Origin of the sequence: Streptomyces sp. NBC_01546, from assembly GCF_045208355.1 — a bacterium.
GTDB lineage: Bacteria > Actinomycetota > Actinomycetes > Streptomycetales > Streptomycetaceae > Streptomyces.
Window position 1 is genome coordinate 847,906 of sequence record NZ_CP109379.1, and the last position, 25,177, is coordinate 873,082.

Sequence of the window (25,177 nt, forward strand, 5' to 3'; positions counted from 1 at the left end):
GTCGCATACTCTTCCTATGTCTAAGGTTCTCACCTCCCTGCCCACCGGCGAGCGCGTCGGCATCGCCTTCTCCGGCGGCCTCGACACCTCCGTCGCGGTCGCGTGGATGCGCGACAAGGGTGCCGTCCCCTGCACCTACACCGCCGACATCGGCCAGTACGACGAGCCCGACATCGCGTCGGTGCCCAGCCGTGCGACGGCGTACGGCGCCGAGATCGCGCGCCTGGTCGACTGCCGCGCGGCGCTGGTCGAGGAGGGCCTGGCCGCGCTCACCTGCGGCGCGTTCCACATCCGCTCCGGCGGACGCTCCTACTTCAACACGACGCCGCTCGGCCGCGCCGTCACCGGCACCCTGCTGGTCCGGGCGATGCTCGAGGACGACGTGCAGATCTGGGGCGACGGCTCGACGTTCAAGGGCAACGACATCGAGCGGTTCTACCGCTACGGCCTGCTCGCCAACCCGCACCTGCGCATCTACAAGCCGTGGCTCGACGCGGACTTCGTGACCGAGCTCGGCGGCCGCAAGGAGATGTCGGAGTGGCTGCTCGCCCACGACCTCCCCTACCGCGACAGCACCGAGAAGGCGTACTCCACGGACGCCAACATCTGGGGCGCCACCCACGAGGCCAAGACCCTGGAGCACCTCGACACCGGCGTCGAGACCGTCGACCCGATCATGGGCGTGCGGTTCTGGGACCCCTCGGTCGAGATCGCCGCCGAGGACGTGACCGTCGGCTTCGACCAGGGCCGCCCGGTGACGATCAACGGCAAGGAGTTCGCCTCCCCGGTCGAGCTGGTCATGGAGGCCAACGCCATCGGCGGCCGGCACGGCCTGGGCATGTCGGACCAGATCGAGAACCGGATCATCGAGGCCAAGAGCCGCGGCATCTACGAGGCCCCGGGCATGGCGCTGCTGCACGCCGCGTACGAGCGCCTCGTCAACGCGATCCACAACGAGGACACCCTCGCGCAGTACCACAACGAGGGCCGGCGCCTCGGCCGCCTCATGTACGAGGGCCGCTGGCTCGACCCGCAGGCGCTGATGATCCGCGAGTCTCTGCAGCGCTGGGTCGGCGCGGCCGTCACCGGCGAGGTGACCCTGCGGCTGCGCCGCGGTGAGGACTACTCGATCCTCGACACCACCGGCCCGGCGTTCAGCTACCACCCGGACAAGCTGTCCATGGAGCGCACCGAGGACTCGGCGTTCGGCCCGGTGGACCGGATCGGCCAGCTCACCATGCGCAACCTCGACATCGCCGACTCCCGCGCCAAGCTGGAGCAGTACGCCGCTCTCGGCATCGTCGGCAACACGCACGAGACGCTCATCGGCGCTGCCCAGGCCGCGTCGACGGGGCTGATCGGCGCGATGCCGGAAGGCGGCGCCGAGGTCATCGCCTCCCGCGGCCAGGCCGAGGGCGACGACGAGCAGATGCTCGACCGCGCCGCGATGGAGTTCGGCACCGACTGACCGTGGGCCGTTCGGGGGGCCGCCCGGTGTGTGTGGGCCCGCCTTCGCGCCGATCGGCGCGGACGGTGGCAGGAAGGGGGCATGAGCCTCCGTCGGCGCCAGGTCCTGGGCAGTGCGGCCGCGGCCGTCCTGGCTTCCGTCGGGGCGGCCGGCCAGGGCCCTGACTACGGCGCGCTCGCACGCGGGATCGACGGGCGGGTGGTGCTCCCGGGCGACCGGGAGTACCCCGAGGCCCGGCAGTTGTTCCAGCCCCGGTACGACTCGGTGGCCCCCGGCGCGGTGGCCTATCCCGCGCACGCCGATGATGTGGCCGTCTGCCTGGACTTCGCCCGCCGCGCGGCCGTGCCGCTGGTCGCCCGGGGCGGCGGGCACGGCTACGCCGGGTGGTCGACCCGCGCCGACGGGCTGGTCGTCGACGTCGGCGCCATGGCCGAGGTGGCGGTCGAGGGGGACGGCGTAAGGATCGGCGCGGGGGCCAGGCTCGGGGACGTGAACGCGGCCCTCGCCGGGCAGGGGCTCGCCGTCCCGACCGGGCTGTGCCCCTCCGTCGGCATCGCCGGACTCACCCTCGGCGGCGGCCTGGGACTGGCCTCGCGGGCGTACGGCACCACCTCCGACCGGCTCACCGGCGCCCGGGTGGTCACCCCCGACGGGGCCGTCCGCGAGGTGTCCGCCGACCGGGACTCGGAGCTGTTCTGGGCCCTGCGGGGCGGCGGGGGCGGCAACTTCGGGGTGGTCACCGAGTTCCGGTTCCGCACCCACCCGGCGGGCGACTGCGCCTTCGCCGAACTCCACTGGCCCGACGGCGACTCGGAGGCCGTCCTGCGCGGCTGGCAGCGCTGGCTGGCCACGCTGCCCGACCCGTTCTGGAGCCAGGTGGAGTTCACGGTCGGGGCGGGATCCGCCGCGCAGCCCCCGGCGGTACGGGTGGTGTGCCTCGACGGGCGCCCCGAGCTGGACCGGCAGCTGACCCGGCTGTCGGATCTGGTCGGCCGGCCGGTGCGGGACAGCTGGAGCGTCGTACGGGGCTACGGGGACACCGTTCTGGCCCTGTCGGGCTGTCTGGAGCGCAGCGCGGAGCAGTGCCGGCTGCCGGGCACGCTGCCCGGCCGGGACCCCCGCGGCCTGCTGGGCCGGGACTCGTACGCCGCGCGCTCCGACTTCTGGGCGGGCGCCGGGCTGCCGGACGGGGCGATCGGCGCGGTGCTGGCCGCCGTCCGGCGGTACGGGTCCGCGGTTCCTCCCGGCGGACGGGGGGTGGTGCAGTTCGACGGGGTCTGCGGGGGCGCTGTGAACCGGGTCGCGGCAGCCGATACCGCCTTCGTCCACCGCGACAGCGCCTTCCTCGCCCAGTACCTCGTCTACTGGCCGCAGTCCGCGACGGCCGCCGACGTGGCCCGGCACCAGGCCTGGCTCGACGGGCTCTGGCAGGACCTGCGCCCCTGGGCGAGCGGCCGGGCGTACCAGAACTACACCGATCCACGGCTCGTCGGCTGGCGCGAGGCCTACTACGGCCCGAACCTCTCCCGGCTGGAAGACGTCCGCCGCGTCTACGACCCCGACCGGATGTTCCGCTTTCCCCAGGCCCTCTAGGAGAGTGCATGCGACGTACGTTGACGATGGCCGTTGCGGCCGCCGCCCTGCTGCTGCCGGCCGGGCCGCTGCCCGTCGCCGAGGCGGGCGGCGCCGCGCAGACGGCGGCGGGCCGATGGTCCGCCCGGGAGGCGCAGGCCTTCTGGACCGCCGAGCGGATGGCGTCGGCCGCCCCGCTGCCGCCGGCGGAGCCCGAGCCGCCGGCCGCGGTGCCTGCCGGAACCCCGTCGACCCCGGCCGCCGATGCCACGCCCACGTCAATCCCGACGCCGTCACCGTCACCGTCACCGACGCCGACACCGGCGCTCACCCCGACACCAACCCCGACACCGACACCGACACCGATCCTCACGCCCGCCCCGGTCGTGCGGCCCGCCGCCGCGGGGCCCGGTGTCGGCCAGGACTTCGACGGCGTCCCGGTCGTCGGCCGGATGTTCGTGGTCAAGGGCGCCGGCGCGTACTTCTGCACCGCGAGCGTGGTCGCCTCCCCGGGGCGCAACCTGGTGCTCAGCGCGGCGCACTGCCTGCTCGGCGCGGACACCCAGCAGGTGGCCTTCGTACCGCGGTACACGCGCGCGAACCCGCGGCCGTACGGGATGTTCCCGGTCCTGCGGGACGCGGCCGGGCACTCCAGGATCTGGATCGACCCGCGCTACCGGTCCCAGGGCGCCGACCGCGCGGCCGCGCTCGACGTGGCCTTCGCACAGGTCGGCCCGGACGCCGACGGGTCCCGCGTGCAGGACGTGGTCGGCGCGAACCGCCTGGTCACCGGCTCCGGTTACGCACATCCGCAGGTCACGCTGATCGGCTACCCGGCCTCCGCGGCCCGCCCGCGCCTGTGCGTCAACCGGACGACGAAGTTCACCAGCAAGGACGCGCGGATCCCGGGCTCGTTCCTGCGGATCGACTGCACGGGCTATCCCGGCGGGACCAGCGGCGGCCCGTTCCTGGTCCGCTTCGACGGGCGGACCGGGACCGGTGACGTGGTCGGGGTGATCGGCGGCTGGAAGACCGGCGGGGACACCGCCGACACCTCGTACAGCTCCTACTTCGGCACGGCCATCAGGAAGTTGTACGAGAAGGCGGCTGCCGCGGCGAAGGCGGGGTGAGCACCCGGACCCGACGGGTCCGGCGCGGGTTGCCGACCGTGCGCGGGGTCGCCGGGAGACCGGCGGCGTTGAGCGGGTCGGCGGGCGCGAGGCCGAGCCTGCGGCGCAGGTCGGCGAGGGCGGCGTGGACCGGCGCGAGGACCACCTCGGCCCCCGGGTCGATGTGGGCGAGGGCGTGCGCGGTGGTCTCGATGGCCTCGGCGGCGTCCTCGGCGGCGGTCCGGCTCCACCCTCCGGGCGCGCCGGTCCGCCAGGGCGCGACGGTGTCGTAGAGGTGGCAGGCGGCATCGGCCACGGCGTCGGCCCGTTCCCCGACGCCCGGCGCCGCGATGGTCGGCAGTTCCATGCCGGGTCAACGAGCCGGTTCCCTCCGGGGGTACGAGCCGATGCCCTGGAACGGCGCACCTCGACCGGGTGCCGCGTGGCCCCGCGCGCTACCGCGCCGACGCTTGCCGGAGGATCCGCCGGGAGACCGCGTGGGCCGCGGCGGTGGCAGCGCCCGCGAGCGCCAGTCCGGCCACCGCGTCACGCGCCCGCGCGGGCCGCAGGACGCCGGCGTGCCGGAGCCGGCCCCGCGCCCAGAGGGTGAAGGGGACGACGACGAGCGGCGAGGTGACCACGCCCGGGGTGTAGCCGCGGGTGGCGGCGGCCTGTGCGAGGTGTACGAGGCCGTGCAGGCCGAAGCCGTTCAGGGAGGCCTGGTAGAAGGCCGAGCGCCCGCCGGTGCGGTAGCCGTCGGCGGCGGCCGCCGCGACGACGATCCCCATGACACCGACGGCCGTGGCGAACTCGCGGCCGTCCACGGCTTCGAGGCGCCGCCATACGCGGTCGGGTACCCGGGGGTGGCGCTCCCGCAGGGCGGGGACCCGGGTACGGGACCAGCGCGCCATGGTGGCCACTTCTTCGAGGTCGTGCACGGCCCAGGCGGCCAGCAGACCGACCGTGACGGCGCCCCGTGATATCTGCGATGCGTTCATGAGGCAACAGTCTGCAGCCAGAGGGGCAGCAACAGGAGGGAAACGAGGGAGGACTTGATCACCAGGGACGCGGAGAGTTCGACGCCCACGTCGTAACGCTGGGCGAAGATGAACAGGTTCTGCGGGGTCGGCATCGCGGCGAGCAGGACCAGGTAGGCGAGCCACTCGCCCCGCACGCCGACCAGCGCCCCGCACACCACCCAGGTCAGCAGCGGGAAGGCGACGCACTTGAAGGCGATGAGCGCCAGTTCCTCGCGTGTGGTGCCCCGCAGGTCCAGGCCCAGGCCGCCGAGGTGGAGGCCGAGGGCGAACAGGGCCACCGGGGAGGCGCTGTCCCCGACGAAGGCGGCTCCGTCCAGGACCACGGCCGGGACGTGCACGGACAGCAGGTTGAGCACGATGCCCGCGTTGCAGGCGAGGACCAGCGGCGTGGCGAGCGAGGCGCCGACCGCCCGGGCCAGGCGCCTGCCCGGGCCGCCCGCCCCGGGACCCGCCCGGCCCAGCTCCATCAGGGAGATGACGACCAGGGACAGGACGCACACCTGGAACAGCAGGATCGGGAAGATCGGGGCCGCCGTCCCGAACACGGTGATGAAGACGGGGACGGCGAAGTAGGCGGTGTTCACCTGGACGCCCGCCATGACCCGCAACGCCACGGCCCGGGGTTCGCGTATCCCGTGGGCCACGGCGGCCACCGTGACCGCGGCCACCGCGAGGGCGGCCGCCCCGGCGTAGCCGCCGATCGCCTGCCAGTCGAACAGGGCCGCCAGGTCGCCGGCGTAGATGTTGCCGAAGAGGTAGCAGGGCACGGCGAAGAGGAAGGCGTAGTCGGAAAAGGCCTTGGAGGCCTCGGCCGGGACGGCCTTGCGGCGGGCGAGCAGCACCCCGCCGCCGAAGGCCAGCAGCACCGGCACCAGCTTCTCCAGCGCGGCTGCCCCACCCATGCGTACCGGCTCCCCCGTGATCGTCCGGCGAGCAGCCTATCCCCCGGACCCGTTGCGCATAGGCTGGCCCGATCATGAGCGACAAAGCCCGCTTCCGGCTGCTCGGCCGGACCCGCGAACGCGCCCGTACCGTCGCGTCCTCCCCCGGCTCCCGGGTGCCCGGGGCGCTGGCTCAGCTGGCCGTGGTGCTGCGCCCGCCCGCCCGGGCGGCGCAGCCCCTGTTCGCACAGGCGCCCAAGACCTGGCAGCGGATGCTGCCGTTCGCCGTCGTCGGCGTCTTCGTGGTGACGCTGCTGCCGGTGACCATCACCGTGCTGGCCAACGACTACGGACTCGGCGGCGGCTGGTCGGGCGCGCTGGGAGTGGCGCAGACCGTGCCGCTGCTGCTCGCCGTGACCCGGCCGCTGCAGGCCTGGGCCGTGGTCCTGCTCGCCGACACGATCGGCGCGATGCTGCTGATCCACGCCGACCGGGTGGCCGCGCACCCGTGGCCCTGGACGCCGATGGTCATCGTCGGCTACCTGCTGCTGATGGCGTGTCTGGGGCTGCGCGAGTCCATCCGGACCCTGGTCGGGGTGTGGCTGGTGACCGGCGCGGTCGGGGCGGTGCTGGGCTTCTTCCAGCCGTCGGGCTCCATGAACACCGCCGCGCTGCTGTTCGTGCTCGCCGGGGTCATGCTGGCGCTGACGGGCGCGCTGCGCGGGCTGGGTGACGCGCAGCAGCGGATCGCCGAGCAGGAGAGCATCAGCGAGGCGGAGCGGGCCCGGCGGACGCTGCTCGAGGAACGGGCCCGGATCGCCCGCGAGTTGCACGACGTGGTGGCCCACCACATGTCGGTGATCACCGTGCAGGCCGATTCCGCGCCGTACCGGCTGCCGGGCATGCCGGAGCCGGTGCGGGAGGAGTTCGCGGCGATCGCGGCCAGCGCACGGGAGTCGCTGGGCGAGATGCGGCGGCTGCTGACCGTGCTGCGCGGGGACGGTACGGAGCGCGCCGAGGGCGAGAAGGCCCCGCAGCCCGGGATCGACCGGCTTCAGCAGCTGGTGGAGGCGACCGTACGGGCCGGGCAGCCAGTGGAGTTGTCCCTGGCGACCGGGGCGGCCGAGGCGGTCCCGCCCGCCGTGGACCTGTCGGCGTACCGGATCGTGCAGGAGGCGCTCGCCAACGTGGTCCGGCACGCGCCCGGGGCGTCGACCCGGGTCTCGGTGACCGTCGACGAGGACGAGGTCCTGGTGCTCGTGGTCAACGGCCCGGCCCGGGACGCCGTGGTGGCGCTGGAGAGTTCGGGCACGGGGCACGGTCTGGTGGGGATGCGGGAGCGCGTACGGTTGACCGGCGGGACGCTGGACACCGGACCGCTGCCCGACGGCGGCTTCCGGGTCGCCGCCCGCCTGCCCATGAACACCCTTACCGAGACGACCCATATGAACGAGGAGGGGAGTTGACCATCCGCGTGATCATCGTCGACGACCAGGCCATGGTGCGGGCGGGGTTCGCCGCGCTGCTGTCGGCGCAGGCCGACATCGATGTGGTGGGCGAGGCGCCCGACGGGCGGCAGGGCGTGCAGGTCTCCCGCTCCACGCACCCCGACGTGGTACTGATGGACGTGCGGATGCCGGAGATGGACGGGCTCACGGCGGCCCGGGAGCTCCTCGATCCCCCGCCGGGGGTGGTGCACCGGCCGAAGGTTCTGATGCTCACCACCTTCGACATCGACGACTACGTGTACGAGGCGCTGCGCGCGGGCGCGTCCGGGTTCCTGCTGAAGGACGCGCCGCCGGCCGACCTGATCGCGGCGGTACGGGTCGTCGCGTCGGGCGAGGCGCTGTTGGCGCCCTCGGTGACCCGGCGGCTGATCGCGGACTTCGTGCAGCAGCGGCCGGCGCCGCGCAAGGATCCGGCGCTGCGGCTGAACGGCCTCACCCCGCGTGAGACCGAGGTACTGGAGCTCATCGCGCGCGGGCTGTCGAACCAGGAGATCGCGGGCCATCTGGTGCTGGCGGAGCAGACGGTCAAGACGCACATCGGGCGGGTGCTGGCCAAGCTCGACCTGCGGGACCGGGCCCAGGCCGTGATCTTCGCGTACGAGGCGGGAGTGGTGCGGCCGGGCGACTCCGCCTGAGTCCCCGGCCGGTTCAACGAGGGGGCGGGGCAGGGCCCGTCTCCTCCACCCCCTACCCGGGTATGACATCCGAGTTGGCTCCACGGTGGGACGCAGCCGCCGGTACCTCCTTCCTACCTTCCTCCTCGTCACGAGGAGAGGAGAAGGGGCATGCGCCGCTTCGGAAGGACGATGGTCACGGCCGCGCTGGCGGTGGCCGTCGTCGGGGGGACCGCCGGCTGGGCCTCCGGCGACAGCCAGCGGGCGGTCACCGGGCCGCCGCCCGGCGCCGCCGCCTGGCGGGCCGACACGGCGGCCGGCCGGGCGCTGCCCGATCCGGCGAGCGCGACGCCGCACGAGGTGGCCCGGTTCTTCGACCGGCTGGACGAGGCCGCGCGCCGGGAGCTCGTACGGTCCCACCCGCTGGTGGTGGGGAACCTGGACGGGGCTCCGCCGTCCCTGCGGTACGAGGCCAACCGGATCGCGATCGCCGCGACGGGTGAGGCCCGCTACGCCTCGCTCGGTGCGCCGGACCGGCAGATCCTGGCCTTCGACCCGCGCGGCCGGGGCCAGGTCGCCGAGGTGTTCGGGGATCTGGAGCACGCGGCGCACGTCTCGGTGATCGTGCCGGGCTCGGACAACGACGCCACCCACCACGACGCCCGGCGCAAGCCCGCCAGCGGTCCGGCCGGGATGGCCCGGGCGCTGCGCGCCGAGACCGGCGAATCCACCGCCGTCATCGCGTGGATCGGTTACACCACCCCGGTCGGGGTCGGCCTGGACGCGGCCGACGGCCGGCTGGCCGAGGCGGGGGCGGTCCGCCTGGCCCGCTTCACGGCGGGGCTGGACGCGGTCGGCGCACCCGACCCGGTGCTGTTCTGCCACAGCTACGGATCGGTGGTGTGCGGGCTGGCGGCCCGGCACACGGACGCCACCGACATCGTGGCCTTCGGCTCCCCCGGCATGCGCGCCGGCACCGCGGCCGGGCTGCGCACCGCCGCCCGGGTGTGGGCGGCGCGGGGCCCCTCCGACTGGATCGCCGACGTCCCGAACGTCGGGTTCGCCGGGATCGGCCACGGCGCCGACCCCACCTCCGCGGGCTTCGGCGCCCGCCGGGTGCCCGCCGCCGATGTCCAGGGCCACACCGGCTACTTCGCGCCCGGCACCCAGTCCTTGGCGGCCTTCGCCGCGATCGCAGAGGGAGAGATCCGATGACGACGCCGCGCACGCTGACGTTGCTGAAGAGGACCGCCGACGGGATCGAGCGGCAGACCCCGGCCCATCGCGACCGGGCGATCGACGGGCTGCGCGCCCTGGCCCTGCTTGCCGTGCCGACGGGCCACTGGCTGCTCGGCGGGTTCACCCTCGACTCCGACGGCGGCCTGCACAACGCCAGTCCGCTGTCGTCCTTCGGCGGGCTGGCCCCGGCGAGCTGGGTGCTCCAGATGCTCGGCATCTTCTTCCTGGTCGGCGGGTACGCCTCGGCGCTCTCCTTCCGGCGTCACCAGGGTTCGGCGGGCGCGTGGCTGAAGGGGCGGATCGTCCGGCTGGGGCGGCCGGTGCTCGGGGTCACGGCGGTGTGGGCGCTGGCCGCGCCGGTGCTGTACGCGGCGGGGGTGCCGGAGGCCACGCTGCGGACCGGGGCGACGCTGGTGATCCAGCCGCTGTGGTTCGTCGGGGTGTATGTGGTGATCACCGCGCTGACCCCGTACTGCGTGCGGGCGGCGGGCCGGCTCGGCGGCTGGGCGGCGGCGCCGCTTCTCGTCTCGGTCGCCGTGGTGGACTTCCTGCGCTACGGGCCGCTCGCCGGCTCGGTGCCGGGCTGGGTGTCGCTGCTCAACATCCTGCCGGGCTGGCTGTTCGCGTACCAGCTGGGCGTCAGCTGGGGTGAGGGGCGGATCGGCCGGCGCGGGGGCTGGCTGCTGCTGGCGGGCGGGACGCTGCTGTTCGCGGCGCTGCTCGCGGTCTTCCACTACCCGGCGTCGATGGTGGGCGTACCGGGTGCCGCGCGGACCAACTCCCACCCGCCGTCGCTGCTCGTACTGGCCCTGGCGGCGGGCCAGTCGGGTGCCGCGATCCTGCTGCGCGACCGGCTGGCGAGGCTGCTGGCCCGGCCGGCCCTGTGGGCGCCGGTGGTCGTGATCAATCTGTGTGCGATGACGATCCTGTGCTGGCATCAGACGGCCATGCTGGCCGCGGCCGTGCCCGGTTCGTTCCTGGGTGAGCTGGCGGGGCTGACGACGGCGCCGGACAGTCTGGGCTGGATCGCGGCGCGGCTGGCGTGGATGCCGGTGTTCGCGGTGCTGCTGGTGGGCATCGCCCGGTACGCGCAGCGGTTCGAGGGTCCGGCGCGGGAGGCGCGCACGGCCCCGGCGGTTCGCCGGACCGTGGCGGGGCTGCTCGCGGCGGGGTTCGCGGTGTTCGCGCTGGGGCTGGCGTAGACGCGGGGTCGCCGGGATACGACGAGAGCGCCGCTCCCGATGGGGAGCGGCGCTCTTCGTCGTACCGGCGTCAGGCGATCGAGGCCGCCACGATCGCGGCCACGGCGAGGTTGCAGGAGGCGGTGACCCAGACCGCGGGGTGGGGCTCCGGGTCGACGACGATGGCTCCGAGCTTGCCCGGAGTCACCAGGTCGAGCACCAGGAACGCCACCGCCATCAGGACCAGGCCGAGCACGCCGAAGGCCGCGGTCGACAGCAGGCCCTTGCCGAAGTTGTCGTACGTGGTCCAGATCGAGGTGAAGACGATGCCGCCGATGCCGAGGAGCGCGGAGCTCAGCAGGAGGGCGGCATTGCGGTTGCGCTCCTCCCAGATCTGCTTCGGGAGCTTCCCGGGCGTCAGCACGTCCACGAGGACGATGCCGAGGATCAGCAGCACCAGGCCAAGAGCGCCGAAGGCGCTGGTGCGGCCAAGTCCGTTGATGATGTCGCTCATTGAGAAGCCTGTCTCCGCGTGGGTGGGAAATGATGTGCCGTGGGGAGGCCGAATCTATCGCACGGCCTTGGCGCGGACCATGGGGAGGTCAGGAAATGGCAAAGGTCAGGGCCGCGCGGGCGGCCGAGGCGGAGGCCCTGACCGGGCTGGTGATGCGGTCCAAGGCGCACTGGGGGTACGAGCCGGAGGTCCTGGCCGCCTGGGCGGAGGAACTGCGGATCCGGCCCGGCGACGTGACCGCCCGCCGCATCGTGGTCGCCGAGGACGGCGAGGGGGCCGTGCTCGGGCTCGCCTCCCTGGACGGGACGGCCCCGCTCGCCTCCCTGGGGCTGCTGTTCGTGGAGCCGTCGGCCATCGGCCGGGGCGTGGGGCGGCTGCTGTACCGGGACGCGCTGCACCGGGCGGCGGAGCTGGGGGTGCGCCGCCTGGTGATCGACGCCGATCCGCACGCGGTCGGTTTCTACCGGGCGATGGGGGCGGTGGCCGCGCCGGGCGGCCCCGGCGCCCTGGTGCGGTTCGAGGTGTCCCCCGCGCCGCTCGCCGCCTGGGCGCGGGCGTGGACCGGTGGCGGGCGGGCCGTTCACCTGGGCAATGTGGCCGAGTTCAACGCCCAGTTCGCCGACGTCTCCCTGGACGGCGAGCAGCGGGCCGCACACCACTACGCGTGCCTGGCCGCCTTCTACAGCCCCGACCCGGCGGCGCTGGTGCTGCCCCGTACGGTGCCGCGGGGCTGGACCGAGCGGGTCTGCCGCCGGCTGGGCTGGTCCGGGGTGGAGGTGTACGACGGCCTGGCGGAGGAGGGCGGTCCCGGCCTGTCGGATGCCGTACGGGCCCGGCCGGCGCTGGCCGCGCTGCTGACCGGGGCGGGGCTGCCCCTCGTACCGTGGGGGCGGACGCGGCCGTTCGCGGAGCTGACGGGCCGGCCGTGGCGGGCCGGGGAGCTGCGGTACGAGTCGAAGTCGGCGGCGCACGGTCTGTTCGCCCGGATCCTGTCGGGCGGCGGGCATCCCGGGATCGTGCTGCCCGAGCAGTGGCGGGCCGGCTCCCGGCGGGCGGCGGTCCGCCTCGTCGCGGCCCGGGCCAAGGCGGGCGAGAGCACTGTTCTGAAATCGGAGCACGGTGTGGGGGGTTCGGGCACCACGGTGCTCACCCCCGCCCGGGTCCGGGCCGAGGGCGGGGCCCGCGCCGTGCTGAGGCGGCTGCCGCGCGGGCCGCTGCTGGTGGAGGAGTTCGTGCACGGCTCTGGGGAGGAAGAAGGGCCGCGCGACCTCACGTACGACGGGTTCGTGGCTGCCGACGGCCGGGTGCACGAGGTCGGCGGGGCGGTGATGGACGTGCGGGACGGCTGCTACGCGGGGGCCACGGTGGGGCCCGGGGTGGTGCCCGGCTGGGCGGAGAAACCGCTCGGCGCCTTCGGGGCGGCAGTGGGCCGGGAGCTGGCGGCCGGCGGCTACCGGGGCTGGTTCGACGTGGACTTCGTGACCGCCGGCGAGGGACGGCTCGCGCCGACCGAGACCAATCTGCGCCTGACCGGGCCGGCCGTGGCCTTCATGGTGGCGGCCCGGCTCGACGCGCTGCGGGGCGCGGGGCACCTCGTACGGATCGTGGACCGGGTGGAGCTGGGCGCCCGGCTGCCCGAGGCCCAGCTGGACGAGCTGTGCGCGGGGCTGGACCGGGAGTGCGCCGAGCTGGGCGCGGTGTTCGTCCCGGCGATCCCGACGGCCGCCTTCGAACCCTCGCCGTGGCTGGGCTTCCTGGTGGCCGCACACAGCGCGCGGACGCTGGACGCGGCGGAAGCACTGGTCCGGGCCAGGACCCTGGCGGGCGGGGGGCTGTTCGGCCCGCGCGAACCGATGCCGTGAGCACGGGCCGCCCGGGCCGGGTCAGTCGTCGACGTCGAAGGGCTTCGGCGGTTTGGCGATGACGTACGCGGCGACGACGACGCCCGCGATCATCAGGGGGATGTTGAAGGTGTAGACGAGCGCGGCCTGCCGCGGCCAGTCCTGTTTGGCCGCGAGCCGGTAGAGGTTGTCCTGCGGCCACCACGCCATCAGCAGGTATGCCACGGCCAGATGCGCGGCGGTGGTGAGCCTGCGGCCGCGACCCCGGAGCGGCATCCGGGCGCGGCCGCGGAACAGGAAGACCAGGCCGATGCCGAAGGACACGCACTCGATGAGGTAGAGCAGGAAGAAGAGGAACGCCCAGGGCTGCGGTACGCCGGTGAGGTCCGTCGATCCGGGCCAGAAGACCTTCGTGAGGATCAGGCCGACGAAGCCCGCCGCGACGCCCCCGCAGGCGGCGGCCCAGAGGCTCGGGAACGGACCGATCGGACGGGTCGCCGGCCGGGCGGACTTGCTCCCGGCGGGCTGCGCCGCGGAGGCGCTCGTGATCGGCAGGGGCAGGGCGGCCCGGTCCTCCTGGCCGGCCCTGTCGCGGGGCAGGACGCGCAGCCACACCACGGCGCGGGGCCGGTCCTCGGGGGGCACCCGGCCCGCCAGGTACTCGCGGAGCTCGTCGACGTCCGGCAGGCCGGAGCCCGGGGGCCATGACGGGTCGGCGGGCGGCGGGGCGACGTAGGCGACCAGGCGGGGAACCCCCTGGAAGCCGGGCACCGCCGCCACCAGCGCCGAACCGATGCCCTCGTGGCCGCGGATCACCGATTCGAGCGGGTGCGGGTCGAGGGTGCGCCCGTCCACGGTGATCCGGTCGCGGATCCGGCCGCCGAACTCCAGCAGCCCGTCGTCGCGCAGCCGCGCGAGGTCGCCGGTGGGGATCGCGTCGCCGCCGTCGGGCGGGGCGAGGCGGACCTCCCCGTCGCGCAGGTCGACGCGGCAGCCGGGGAAGGGGGTGCCGATGAGGGAGAACCGTTCCGGGTCGTCGACCGGGCCGGGCAGCTGCGGCAGTTCGAACCAGGCACCGGTGCCCGCGGTCTCGGTGAGCCCGTAGACGTTGAGCAGCCGCACGCCGGTCCGGAGCCGGTCCTGCAGGGCGGCCTGTTCGTCGAGGTGGAACCGGGCGCCGGTGACGGTGAGCAGCCGCAGCGAACGCAGCTCCGGGTCGGCTTCGCGGCGGGCTCGGGGGACGGACGGCTGTGTGGTGGCTGCCGGCCCGGGGTCGCGCAGGAGCAGCCGGGCCGCCCCCACCGGGTCGGTGTGCACGACGCTGACCTGGTCGGAATCGATCGCCTGACGGATCTTGTCGGGCTTCCACGGTGCGCGCTCGGGTACGACGAGGGCCCCGCCCGAGCACAGGGCCCGGGTCCAGCCCGCCGCGAAGGCGGTGAGGGCCGGTCCGGCGGTGATCAGGTGGCGGTCCTCCGGGGTCGGCCGGATCACCTCCGCCCAGCTGTCGTGGGCGGCGAGCAGCCGGGCATGGCTGACGGGCACGGCGCGCGGGACCGCTCCCCCGGTGAAGAGGACGGCCGCGGTCCGGCCGCTTCCGGAGGGCGCCGGGGGCGGCCCGGTGGGCCGGTCGGCTATCGCGTCCGCCTCCGCGCCGAGCCGGATGACCCGCAGGCCGCTTCCGTCATCGAGGCGGGCCTGGTGCGCGGCGTGCGTGAGCAGCGCGAAGGGCGGGGCGGCGGCGAGCTGCTGCTGCCCGGTGCGCGGCACGTCGACGTCGAGGACGGTGTAGGTCCCACCGGACTTGAGGACGGCGAGGACGGCGACGAGGAGTTCGGCCTGGCGGTCCGTCCCGATCGCCACGAGGCCGTCGGCGGGCAGTCCGGCGTCGAGCAGGTGGTGCGCCAACTGGTTGGCCCGGGCGTCGAGTTGCCCGTAGGTGAGGCTCTCCGAGCCGGATATGACGGCGCGGGCGCTCGGGGCGTCCCGCACCCACTGGCCGAAGCGGTGCAGGACGGTGTCGGTGGCGGCCTTGCCGAAGCGTACGGACTCGGATCCCTGCGTCATGGACCGATGATGCCACCGGGCACCGACAGCGGTCCGGGGTCGTGAAAATCCTTCGTCCGAGCGAGAGTTGGCACAGTCCGGACCGGAGATGACTCGAATCCTTGACCTCGACTTTGGTTGAGGTCCTAACGTTTCGGCCATGGACATGGAAGTCACCGCTTGGACATCGCTGCACAGTGCGATCAACGCGCAGCAGGACCGCCGCCCGGTCTCCCGGGCGAGCCTGCGCCGGGTCGCCGCCTTCGCCCGCCCGCACCGCCGCGGGCTCACCCTCTTCCTGCTGCTCAGCGTCGTCACGGCGCTGCTCGCCGTGGCCACCCCGGTGCTCGCCAGCCGGATCGTCGACGCCATCGTCGGCGGACGCGACAGCGGCACCGTCACCCGGCTCGCCCTCCTCATCGCGCTGATCGCGGTCGCCGAGGCGGGCCTGGGGCTGCTGACCCGCCGGCTCTCCGCGACCCTCGGCGAGGGGCTGATCCTCGATCTGCGGACGGCGGTCTTCGACCACGTGCAGCGGATGCCGGTCGCCTTCTTCACCCGGACCCGGACCGGCGCCCTGGTCAGCCGGCTCAACAACGATGTGATCGGTGCCCAGCGGGCGTTCAGCAACACCCTGTCCGGGGTGGTCGCCAACACCGTGACGCTGCTCCTGACCCTCGCCGTGATGCTGAGCATCTCCTGGCAGATCACCCTGCTGGCGCTGGTGCTGCTGCCGGTGTTCGTGCTGCCGGCGCGCCGGATGGGGGCGCGGATGGCGGGGATGCAGCGGGAGGCCTCGACGCTGAACGCCGCGATGGGCACCCAGATGACCGAGCGGTTCTCCGCGCCCGGTGCGACGCTGGTCAAGCTGTTCGGGCGGCCGGCCGACGAGTCCGCGGAGTTCGCGGCCCGGGCGGCGCGGGTGCGGGACATCGGGATCCGCACGGCGATGGCCCAGTCCGCCTTCATCACCGCCCTCACCCTGGTCTCGGCCCTGGCCCTCGCCCTCGTCTACGGGCTGGGCGGGTACTACGCCCTGCGCGGGACCCTGGACGCCGGTTCCGTGGTGGCCCTCGCCCTGCTCCTGACCCGGCTGTACGCCCCGCTGACCGCGCTCGCCGGTGCCCGCGTCGAGGTGATGAGCGCACTGGTCAGCTTCGAGCGGGTCTTCGAGATCCTCGACCTGAAGCCGCTCATCACGCAGAAGCCCGACGCCCGCACGGTGCCGGACGGGCCGGTGTCCGTGGAGTTCGACCGGGTCTCCTTCGGCTACCCGTCCCCCGACAAGGTCTCGCTCGCCTCCCTGGAGGAGGTCGCCACCCTCGACGCCAAGGGCGGTACACAGGTCCTGCACGAGGTCTCGTTCCGAGCCGAACCCGGCCGCATGATCGCCCTGGTCGGCTCGTCCGGCGCCGGCAAGTCGACCATCGCCCAGCTGCTGCCCCGGCTGTACGACGCCGACGCGGGCGCGGTCCGCCTCGGCGGGGTCGACGTACGGGACCTCACGGCCGACTCGATCCGCGAGACGCTCGGCATGGTCACCCAGGACGGGCACCTCTTCCACGAGTCGGTACGGGCCAACCTGCTGCTGGCCCGGCCGGAAGCCTCCGAGGAGGAGATCTGGGAGGCCCTGCGCCGCTCCCGCCTGGACGGCCTCGTCGCCTCGCTGCCGGACGGACTGGACACGGTCGTCGGGGAGCGCGGCTACCGGCTGTCGGGCGGGGAACGGCAACGGCTGACCATCGCGCGGCTGCTGCTGGCCCGCCAGCGGGTGGTGATCCTCGACGAGGCCACCGCGCACCTGGACTCCACCTCGGAGGCGGCGGTGCAGGAGGCGCTGGGCGAGGCCCTGGCGGGCCGGACCGCGGTGGTGATCGCGCACCGGCTGTCGACCGTACAGGCGGCCGATCTGATCCTGGTGGTCGAGGACGGCCGGATCGTGGAACGGGGCACCCACACCGAGCTGCTGGCGGCGGGCGGCCGGTACGAGGAGCTGTACCGCACCCAGTTCGCGGCGGCGGACACGCCTGCCGACGTGACATCGGGCGGCGCGGCGGCGGTGCCGGGAGCATGATGCTGTGATGGACATCAAACTGGAACTGGTCGCCGTCCCCGTCACCGATGTCGACCGGGCCAAGGCCTTCTACGAGAAGATCGGCTTCAACGCCGACCACGACGTGACCGTCAGCGAGGACGTCCGCTTCGTCCAGCTGACTCCGCCGGGGTCGGCCTGTTCGATCGCGATCGGCAAGGGACTGACCCGGATGACCCCGGGATCCCTGGACAACATGCAGGTCGTCGTCACCGACATCGAGGAGGCGTACGAGGACCTGCGCGGCCGGGGCGTGGAGGTGACGGAGATCCAGGACCTCCCCTGGGGCTCCTTCGTCTACTTCTCCGACCCGGACGGCAACGGCTGGGCGGTCCAGCAGACCACGCCCCGCAAGCGCGGTACGCAATAGGGGGCAGGGGGTGACGGAAGCGCACGGGAAGGCCGGCCGGCCTGGGGTCCGATCCGGCCTTGGCGGATTCCGTTCAGGCTTCCTTGTCAGCGAACCTGGTCGCTCTTCGGCCCGATGCCTTTGACCCTGGTCGGAGTTCCCTCCGGGGCGAACGAGTGGTGGAAGGTGAAGGCGTGCGGCGCGGAGCCGTGGTCGTGGAGATGTTCCAGCCTGGAAACCCCGTCCTGCCAGGTGGGTATCACGCCGTCGGAGACCCACCAGAACACGTAATTCGGGTGTCCTGTCCTCTCGAACCAGTCGTAACGCCTGTTCAGCGCCTCACGGTGCAGACCGGTGTAGATGGCGTCGAAGGCGGGGCGCAGGTCGGTCCAGAGTGAGAGGGTCGTGGCCAGGGCGGTGGTTTCCACCGTATGGCCCTTGCCGTACCAGGTCGGTACGGCGAACTCTCCCCATGCACCCCAGTCCGCATCGAAGAGCTCGCCCCGGTCACCGTCTGCCGCTTCAGCACGCGCGAGGTACCCGGGGTGCTGACTGATCTTCCCGTAGACGGCCTCACCAATGTCGTAGAACTCGCGCGTGAGAGGTCCGGTATCGGCGAGAGGTGACTTCAGGACGCCGAATGTGTACAGCGCAAGATGGGGCATGCGTCTCTCCTTGGTTGGGGGTGCCTGGTGCGGACCCGGTTCGCTGGCTTACGCATGGGGCGAGGATTCGTGGGGCGTGACCAACTCGTCCCGTCGCGGGTGGCTCAGCCTGAAGGAACTCCTGTGCGACCGTGGGCGATCGCCGATGACCAGGTGAAGGTAGCTGCCTCTGCGAGCCATGTCGAAGTTGCGTTTTCCCTGCCCAAGTGGCCTCTTGCACCGGCCATTGCGTGGGCAGGCTGCGGGGTACCAGTGATCCGCTTCGGCCGATCGGTTCGCCCGCCATGCCCGTCCGCCCCCCTGCCGACCGGCATCCTCGCCGGGACCGTAGGCTCTTCGCATGGTGGGTACACAGTCGCGTGGGGCGGAGCGGGGGCCGGGGCGGCCGCGGGAGGAGCGGGTCACGGGGGCGGTCCTGAACGCGGTCGTCGACCTGATCACCGAGCAGGGGATCGGGGCCGTCACGATGGATGCCGTCGCCGCACGGGCCGGGGTGAGCAAGCCCGCCATCTACCGGCGTTGGCCCACCAAGCAGGACCTCATCATCGCCGCCGCCGAGACGCGTATCGGCGTCCTGTCAGTGCCTGATCTGGGCGACTTCCGCGCGGAGCTCCGGTCCTTGCTCACCACTCGTCTGGAGGCCTACCGGCTGCCGGGATCGGACCGGCTGATCGCGGGCCTGATCGGTGCGGCGGCCGAGACGGGCGCGGAGCGGGGCCAGTACGCGGGGTACACCGAGCGGATCACGAGCGAGACCAGGCGCATCCTGGAACGCGGGATCGCGCGCGGTGAGGTGCGGCCCGAGACCGATGTCCGGGCCGCGGCGACCCTGGTGGCCGCGCCGCTGCTCTTCCGGCTGATCGTCGAGCAGGAGCTGCCCGACGCCGCGCTGGTGGACACGCTGGTGGACCTCGTCAGCCGCGCCGTCCGCTCGGCTGCCTGAGCAGTCTCCCACCCGGATTTCCCGGCTCGATTTTCGATGCCCACGGACCCTTGCCTCCGCACACCCCAATAACGATACTTCCGGTAACGATTTTCCGCCCTCGTTACGGAGGCCTCATGGACAGCGCCGTCACCACTCCCGCCCCCGCGCTCGACAAGCCCCTGATGCACTACGGGAAGCGCACGCTGGACCGCATCGCGCCGGGCGCGGAGCAGCCCGACTACCTGCTCCTGGACGTCTGCCCGCTCACTCCGCACATCGGCGCCGAGATAGAAGGCGTCGACCTCTCGCTCCCGATCGGCGAGGACCTCGCGGCAGAGATCAGGCAGGCCCTGCTGGAGTGGAAGGTGCTGTTCTTCCGGGACCAGCACGCCTTCGACCCGCAGGCCCAGCTCGCCTTCTCCGGGCTGTGGGGCGAGCCGGAGCCGAACCCCTTCTTCCCCAAGGGCAACACCGTCGGCGTCTCCCGCCTGGCCAAGGACGCCATGGCCATCGGCACGGAGAACATCTGGCACAGCGATCACTCGTTCATGGCCGCGCCGGCACTCGGCTCCGTCCTGCGCGCCGTCGAGGTCCCGTCCGCCGGTGGCGACACCATGTGGGCCGACATGGCGGCCGCCTACGACAACCTCACCGAGTCCATGAAGGCCCGGATCGAGGGACTCACGGCCGTGCACGACTGGGTGCCGAGCTGGGGCGCGCTGATGACCGAGAGCCAGATCGCGGCGCACCGTGAGAACCTGCCGGCCGTCGAGCACCCGGTGGTCGTCCGCCACCCGCGCACCGGCCGGAGGCTCCTCTACGTCAACGAGCCCTTCACCACCCGGATCGTCGGACTGTCGGACCTTGAGAGCCGTGAACTCCTCGACGAGCTCGTGCTCCAGGCCCGGATCCCCGAGTACCAGGTGCGCTTCCGCTGGCAGCCGGGCTCCGTCGCGATCTGGGACAACATCGCCACCCAGCACTACGCGATCAGCGACTACTTCCCGCAGCGCCGTGTCATGGAGCGCATCGCGATCGCCGGCGTCCCGCTCTCCTGAACGGACAACGGACCTCCCCTCCCCATCCAGTCTCCGCGGAGCCCTTGTGACCGACACCGATGTCGCACCCGCCGTGCCCGCCGGCCCCCCGAAGGCGCCGAGCAGAATCAGACGCCGCGCGTGGACCGTCACCGCGCTGCTCGTCGTCTTCATGATGATCAATTTCGCCGACAAGTCCGTGCTCGGTCTGGCCGCGGACGAGATCCGACAGGACCTCGGCCTGTCGGCATCGGCCTTCGGACTCGCCAGCAGCGCCTTCTTCCTGCTGTTCTCGGTCTCCGGCGCCGCGGTGGGGCTGCTCGCGGACCGCATACGGCCCAAGTGGCTGCTGCTGGCGATGGCCGTCCTGTGGTCCGTCTCCCAGGCGCCGCTGGCGGTGGGCGGAGGGCTCGCGGTGCTCCTCACCTCACGTGTTCTCCTCGGTGCCGCCGAGGGGCCCGCCTTCCCCGTCGCCCAGCAGGCCACCCTGTCCTGGTTCCCCAACCACCGACGCAACCTGCCCGGGGCGTTGATCGTCCTCGGAATCACCCTGGGGGTCCTGGTCGCCGCTCCCGTACTGACGTGGGTGATCCATCACCACGGCTGGCGCTCGGCCGTCGCCGCGGTGGCGCTCGCCGGTGTGGTGTGGGCCTTGCTCTGGATCCCCTTCGGCGGGGAGGGGCCGTACGCGGCCGCGTCGGACACCACGGCGCCGACCGGCTCCGCCGACAAGAGGGGTGAGGGGGCGGCGGGAGCCGGGCCGGTTGCGGCCCGGCACAGGACGCCGTACCGGCGGATCCTTTCGACCCGCACCTGGATCGGTGCCACGGCTGCCTACTTCGGCACCTACTGGGTCATCGCCTTCGCCCTGGTCTGGCTCCCCTCCTACCTCCGCGACGCGCTGGGCTACGACTCGGCCGGGGCCACCCAAGTGCTGATGCTGGTCTGGGGTCTGGGCGGCGTCGTGGTGCTCGGGCAGGCGGGCCTGACCGGATGGCTGCTGCGCCGCGGGACCGCGAGCCGGTGGTCCCGCGGCGGGGTCGGCGGCGTTCTGCTCCTCATCGGTGCCGCGGCATGCCTCGCACTGCCGCTGGCCCCGGCCGGCGCCGTGACCGCCGTGCTGCTGGTCGCGGGATTCGGGCTCGCCGGAGCGATGAGCAGCGTCGCCGTCACCACGGTCACGGAGCTGGCTCCGGCCGATCGTCGCGGCGGTGCCCTGGGCATCATGAACGCCGTGGTGACCACCGCCGGTCTGATCGCCCCGACGCTGATCGGGCACTTCGTGGACACCCACGGTGCGGAGGGCTACCAGTACGCGGTCCTGGTCACCGGCGCCGTACTCCTGCTGAGCGGGGCCGCCGCCCTCACGTTGATCGACCCGGACCGCGACGCCCGACGACTGTCCAGGTGACCACGCGCGTGCCTGCTCCTCGCGCAGTGCACGGAGCGGGTATCGCCCTGCCCACTCCCGACCTTCCCAAGGACCGACGTTGAACACCAGCGCCCTCGACACCTCCTTCCTCGACCTCACCGTGGGCCACGTACGCGGCAGCGCCAAGTCCTGGTCCGCCACCCCGCTCACCGAACGCATCGCCCTCCTGGAGCGGTTGCTGCCGCGCGTGGTCTCCCGAGCCTCCGAGATGGCCGCTGCCGGTGCCCGCGCGAAGGGGTACGCGTCCGATTCGCCGTGGGCCGCCGAGGACTGGATCGCCGGGCCGTGGGCCCTGGCGCAGAACGCCTCGGCGTATCTGCACGTGCTGCGGCGGATCGCCGCGGGCAAGGATCCCGTCGACGCGAAGGCCGTCCACGAGGAGGACGGTCGCACGCGGGTCGACGTCTTCCCCGCCACCGGCTGGGACAGCCTCCTGCTGGGCGGCTTCACGGCCCAGGTGTGGATGCGCCCCGGCACCACCGCGGAGCAGGCACGCAGCCGAGCGGCGGGCGAGTACCGGGACAGGCCCGGCCGCCCGGGCGTGTCTCTGGTGCTCGGAGCGGGCAACGTCGCCGCCATCACCGCGCTGGACATCCTGCACAAGCTCTTCGCCGAGGGCCAGGTCGTCATCGCCAAGATGAACCCGGTCAACGACTACCTCCGCCCCCACTTCGATCACGTCTTCGCCGAGTTCGTCGAACACGGCTGGGTGCGCTTCGTCGACGGCGGTGCGGCCGAAGGCGGTTACCTCGCCGCCCACGAGGACGTGGACGCCATTCACGTCACCGGCAGCGACCGCACCCACGACGCCATCGTCTGGGGCACCGACGAGGACGCCGAGCAGCGCCGCCACGACGACCGGCCGCTTCTGGACAAGCCCTTCAGCAGTGAACTGGGCGGCGTCAGCCCCTGCATCGTGGTGCCGGGGCCGTGGAGCGACGCCGACTTCCGCTTCCAGGCCGAACACGTCGTCACCACCAAGATGAACAACTCCGGACACAACTGCATCGCCAGCCAGATCCTGGTTCTGCCACGCGACTGGGACGGCACCGAGCGGCTCCTGGCAGAGATCCGGCGGCTACTGCGCGAACTGCCTCCACGCACCGACTACTACCCGGGCGCCGCCGGACGTCTCGCCTCCGTCCTCGCCGCCCATCCGGAGGCGGAAGCCCACGACGACGGCTGTCGGCTGCTCGTCCCCGACATCACCGACCACGACGACGTCCTGATCACCGAGGAGGTCTTCGGCAGCGCCCTGGGGGTCCTGCGCCTGCCCGGACACACTCCGGCCGAATTCCTGCGCCACGCCGTCGACTTCGCCAACAACACCCTCCCGGGCACGCTCGGCGCCACCCTGATCGTCCACCCAAGGACCGAGAAGGCCCACCGGGAGGCGGTGCGCAGCGCGATCGCCGACCTGCGCTACGGCACCCTGGGCGTCAACTGCTGGTCGGCGGTCGGCTTCCTGCTCGGCTTCACACCGTGGGGCGCCCACCCCGGGCACACCCGCCAGGACATCGGAAGCGGCATCGGCTTCGTGCACAACGCCTTCATGCTCGAGGACATCGAGAAGACCGTGCTGCGCGCCCCGTTCACGCCCGCTCCGCGAGGGCTGGTCACGGGCGACCCGTCACTGTCCCCTCGCCCGCCGTACTTCGTCACCCACCGCACCGCACTGACCACCGTGGAGCGCCTCACCCGCTTCACGGCCGCGCCGAGCGTGATGAAACTGCCGGCCCTCTTCGCTTCGGCGTTGCGCGGCTGATGCCTTCGCACATGCCCCTGCCGCGAATCTGCCGTTCCACGGGACGGTCCGGTGGCAGATCCCCTTTCCGCCGCTTCCACCGACACACCCCACGGAGACCTCACATGCTCAATCTCGCCGCCGTGCTGGAGAACAGCGCCCGCGCCGTGCCCGACCGCACGGCAGTCGTGCTGGGCGTCCAGCGACTGACCTATGCGGAGCTGGACGCGGCGGCCCGTCGCGTGGCCAACCTGCTCCGCTCACGCGGCATCGCGCCGGGCGACAAGGTCGCGCTGTCCTGCCCGAACGTGCCGTGGTTCCCGATCGTCTACTACGGCATCCTCAAGGCCGGCGCGGTCGTCGTCCCGCTCAACGTACTGCTCAAGGGCCGTGAGATCGCGTACCACTTGGCCGACTCCGAGGCCAAGGCCTACTTCTGCTTCGAGGGCGGCGCCGAGCTCCCGCTGGGGCAGGAGGGCTGGGCGGGCTTCGGCGAGACCCCGGGCTGCGAGCACTTCTTCCTGGTGCCCGCCGCCCCCACCCAGGACTCCCCGATCACAGGCGCCGAGACCCTGACGGCGGCGCTGGCCGGGCAGAGCGCGGACTTCGAAACGGTGGCCACCGAGTCCGGTGACACCGCGGTCATCCTGTACACCTCCGGAACCACCGGCCGGCCCAAGGGCGCCGAACTCACCCACTCCAACGTGATGCTCAACGTGCTGACCTGCCACAAGCTGTTCGGCGAGATCGAGCACGACGTGCATCTGGTCACCCTGCCGCTGTTCCACTCCTTCGGCCAGGTCGTCCAGATGAACGCCGGACTTGCCTCAGGAGCGACGCTGGTGCTGCTGCCGCGCTTCGACGCCCGGTCGGCCCTCGCCCTGATGCAGCGCCATGCCGTCACCTTCTTCGCGGGTGTCCCCACGATGTACTGGGCGCTGCTCGAAGAGGAGGCGCCCGACGTGGACCTGCCGCAGATCGCCCGGAACCTGCGGATGGCCGGCTCGGGGGGCTCGGCGCTCCCGGTCGAGATCCACCGCCGGTTCGCCGAGCGGTTCGGCGTCACCATTCTGGAGGGGTACGGGCTCTCCGAGACCAGCCCGGTGGCCACGTTCTCCCCGCGTGGCGAGAAGGTGCGGCCCGGCTCCATCGGACGTCCGGTCTGGGGCGTGGAGGTGGACCTGGTCGGCAAGGACTGGGCCCCCGTCCAGGGTGCCGACGCCATCGGCGAGATCGTCGTCCGCGGACACAACGTGATGAAGGGCTACTTCAACCGGCCCGAGGCGACCGCCGACGCGATGCGCGACGGCTGGTTCCGCACCGGGGACCTGGCCCGTCGGGACGCCGACGGGTGGCTCTACATCGTCGACCGCGCCAAGGACATGATCATCCGCGGTGGCTTCAACGTCTACCCACGGGAGATCGAGGAGGTGCTCCTCACCCATCCCGCCGTGAGCATGGCGGCCGTCATCGGAATTCCGCACGAGCGCCACGGTGAGGAGATCAAGGCCTGCGTGGTCCTCGCTCCGGGCGCGACGCTCTCCGAGGAGGAGCTGATCGCCTGGTGCAAGGAGGAGATGGCGGGCTACAAATACCCCCGCCTGGTGGAGTTCTTCGCCGCCCTGCCCACCAATGCCACCGGCAAGATCCTCAAGCGCGAGCTCCGGGACGCGGGTACCTCGGATGCCGGCACGATCGCATAGGAATCGATCCCCCTTTCCGTTGTCGATGGCGAGGGCTCCGAATGTCCTTGCCGGACCACCGGACACCTTGGGGCTTCCGCTCACCGCGCGGCCAGGGACCGAGCTTCGGACGCTGCATGGGGTCGGGCGCACCGGAGGGTCCGGCGCGCTGCGCACGCTGCGGCCCGGCACCGCCACCGGGCCGGCCCGGTGGCCGTCGACCGGGCCGCGCCGACCC

The 25,177-nt window shown here is 72.9% G+C and carries 21 protein-coding genes; 15 read left to right on the forward strand and 6 right to left on the reverse strand.

Annotated features, from left to right (window positions below; translation table 11 throughout):
• Positions 1–16 precede the first annotated feature (16 nt).
• From argG to OHA89_RS04315, 3 genes are all read left to right on the forward strand, one after another.
• On the forward strand, positions 17–1,468 hold the full coding sequence (gene argG / locus OHA89_RS04305) for an argininosuccinate synthase (RefSeq protein WP_257552846.1): 1,452 nt from the start codon (positions 17–19) through the stop codon (positions 1,466–1,468).
• 81 nt (positions 1,469–1,549) lie between these two features.
• Entirely contained in the window at positions 1,550–3,061 is a 1,512-nt protein-coding gene (locus OHA89_RS04310) for an FAD-binding oxidoreductase (RefSeq protein ID WP_266612953.1), read from the forward strand.
• 8 nt (positions 3,062–3,069) lie between these two features.
• A complete protein-coding gene (locus OHA89_RS04315) occupies positions 3,070–4,170 on the forward strand; it encodes a trypsin-like peptidase domain-containing protein (protein ID WP_406365312.1) in 1,101 nt (366 codons plus the stop codon).
• Here the strand turns inward: OHA89_RS04315 and OHA89_RS04320 are convergent.
• The 3 genes from OHA89_RS04320 to OHA89_RS04330 form a co-directional block, all read right to left on the reverse strand.
• On the reverse strand, positions 4,124–4,516 hold the full coding sequence (locus OHA89_RS04320; RefSeq protein ID WP_266612956.1) for a hypothetical protein: 393 nt from the start codon (positions 4,514–4,516) through the stop codon (positions 4,124–4,126). The genes OHA89_RS04315 and OHA89_RS04320 overlap by 47 nt on opposite strands.
• Before the next feature lie 88 nt (positions 4,517–4,604).
• Positions 4,605–5,147 carry an HXXEE domain-containing protein gene (locus tag OHA89_RS04325; protein ID WP_406365314.1) on the reverse strand — a complete coding sequence of 181 codons (543 nt, stop codon included), beginning with the start codon at positions 5,145–5,147 and terminating at the stop codon, positions 4,605–4,607.
• The gene (locus OHA89_RS04330) at positions 5,144–6,091 is read right to left on the reverse strand and encodes an AEC family transporter (RefSeq protein WP_266612958.1); all 948 of its coding nucleotides are present in this window, start codon (positions 6,089–6,091) and stop codon (positions 5,144–5,146) included. The genes OHA89_RS04325 and OHA89_RS04330 overlap by 4 nt, the downstream gene beginning before the upstream one ends.
• Positions 6,092–6,165: 74 nt before the next feature.
• Between OHA89_RS04330 and OHA89_RS04335 the strand changes: the two genes are divergently transcribed.
• The 4 genes from OHA89_RS04335 to OHA89_RS04350 all read left to right on the forward strand — a co-directional run bounded on the left by OHA89_RS04335 (position 6,166) and on the right by OHA89_RS04350 (position 10,633).
• Entirely contained in the window at positions 6,166–7,536 is a 1,371-nt protein-coding gene (locus OHA89_RS04335) for a sensor histidine kinase (RefSeq protein WP_406365317.1), read from the forward strand.
• Positions 7,533–8,213 (forward strand): response regulator transcription factor, encoded by a 681-nt coding sequence (locus tag OHA89_RS04340; RefSeq protein WP_215144191.1) that lies wholly within the window; start codon positions 7,533–7,535, stop codon positions 8,211–8,213. Before OHA89_RS04335 ends, OHA89_RS04340 begins: the two co-directional genes overlap by 4 nt.
• A 150-nt stretch (positions 8,214–8,363) precedes the next feature.
• The gene (locus OHA89_RS04345) at positions 8,364–9,407 is read left to right on the forward strand and encodes an alpha/beta hydrolase (RefSeq protein ID WP_406365319.1); all 1,044 of its coding nucleotides are present in this window, start codon (positions 8,364–8,366) and stop codon (positions 9,405–9,407) included.
• On the forward strand, positions 9,404–10,633 hold the full coding sequence (locus OHA89_RS04350; RefSeq protein ID WP_266612962.1) for an acyltransferase: 1,230 nt from the start codon (positions 9,404–9,406) through the stop codon (positions 10,631–10,633). Before OHA89_RS04345 ends, OHA89_RS04350 begins: the two co-directional genes overlap by 4 nt.
• Before the next feature lie 70 nt (positions 10,634–10,703).
• On the opposite strand, the gene OHA89_RS04355 is transcribed toward OHA89_RS04350, so the two are convergent.
• Positions 10,704–11,126, reverse strand: a complete 423-nt coding sequence (locus tag OHA89_RS04355) for a DUF350 domain-containing protein (RefSeq protein ID WP_215144187.1) — start codon at positions 11,124–11,126, stop codon at positions 10,704–10,706.
• A 95-nt stretch (positions 11,127–11,221) separates the two neighbouring features.
• Here OHA89_RS04355 and OHA89_RS04360 point away from each other — a divergent pair, with 95 nt between their 5' ends.
• The gene (locus OHA89_RS04360) at positions 11,222–12,988 is read left to right on the forward strand and encodes a GNAT family N-acetyltransferase (RefSeq protein WP_406365322.1); all 1,767 of its coding nucleotides are present in this window, start codon (positions 11,222–11,224) and stop codon (positions 12,986–12,988) included.
• A gap of 21 nt (positions 12,989–13,009) precedes the next feature.
• On the opposite strand, the gene OHA89_RS04365 is transcribed toward OHA89_RS04360, so the two are convergent.
• Positions 13,010–15,034, reverse strand: a complete 2,025-nt coding sequence (locus OHA89_RS04365) for an AMP-binding protein (RefSeq protein ID WP_406365324.1) — start codon at positions 15,032–15,034, stop codon at positions 13,010–13,012.
• A gap of 139 nt (positions 15,035–15,173) precedes the next feature.
• Here OHA89_RS04365 and OHA89_RS04370 point away from each other — a divergent pair, with 139 nt between their 5' ends.
• Together OHA89_RS04370 and OHA89_RS04375 are read left to right on the forward strand one after the other, a co-directional pair.
• Positions 15,174–17,087, forward strand: coding sequence for an ABC transporter ATP-binding protein (locus tag OHA89_RS04370; RefSeq protein ID WP_266612967.1), 1,914 nt, complete (start codon positions 15,174–15,176; stop codon positions 17,085–17,087).
• 7 nt (positions 17,088–17,094) lie between these two features.
• Positions 17,095–17,475, forward strand: a complete 381-nt coding sequence (locus OHA89_RS04375; protein WP_257552868.1) for a VOC family protein — start codon at positions 17,095–17,097, stop codon at positions 17,473–17,475.
• An 86-nt stretch (positions 17,476–17,561) separates the two neighbouring features.
• On the opposite strand, the gene OHA89_RS04380 is transcribed toward OHA89_RS04375, so the two are convergent.
• Entirely contained in the window at positions 17,562–18,119 is a 558-nt protein-coding gene (locus OHA89_RS04380; RefSeq protein WP_266612969.1) for a DUF3291 domain-containing protein, read from the reverse strand.
• A gap of 340 nt (positions 18,120–18,459) precedes the next feature.
• On the opposite strand from OHA89_RS04380, the gene OHA89_RS04385 reads away from it, so the two are divergent.
• From OHA89_RS04385 to OHA89_RS04405, 5 genes are all read left to right on the forward strand, one after another.
• Positions 18,460–19,062 (forward strand): TetR/AcrR family transcriptional regulator, encoded by a 603-nt coding sequence (locus OHA89_RS04385; RefSeq protein ID WP_215144178.1) that lies wholly within the window; start codon positions 18,460–18,462, stop codon positions 19,060–19,062.
• A 116-nt stretch (positions 19,063–19,178) separates the two neighbouring features.
• Positions 19,179–20,102, forward strand: coding sequence for a TauD/TfdA family dioxygenase (locus OHA89_RS04390; protein ID WP_266612970.1), 924 nt, complete (start codon positions 19,179–19,181; stop codon positions 20,100–20,102).
• Between the two features lie 46 nt (positions 20,103–20,148).
• The gene (locus OHA89_RS04395; RefSeq protein WP_266612972.1) at positions 20,149–21,492 is read left to right on the forward strand and encodes an MFS transporter; all 1,344 of its coding nucleotides are present in this window, start codon (positions 20,149–20,151) and stop codon (positions 21,490–21,492) included.
• A 79-nt stretch (positions 21,493–21,571) separates the two neighbouring features.
• Positions 21,572–23,278 (forward strand): aldehyde dehydrogenase family protein, encoded by a 1,707-nt coding sequence (locus OHA89_RS04400; protein WP_266612973.1) that lies wholly within the window; start codon positions 21,572–21,574, stop codon positions 23,276–23,278.
• Between the two features lie 104 nt (positions 23,279–23,382).
• Positions 23,383–24,960 carry a long-chain-fatty-acid--CoA ligase gene (locus OHA89_RS04405; protein WP_406365328.1) on the forward strand — a complete coding sequence of 526 codons (1,578 nt, stop codon included), beginning with the start codon at positions 23,383–23,385 and terminating at the stop codon, positions 24,958–24,960.
• Positions 24,961–25,177 lie beyond the last annotated feature (217 nt).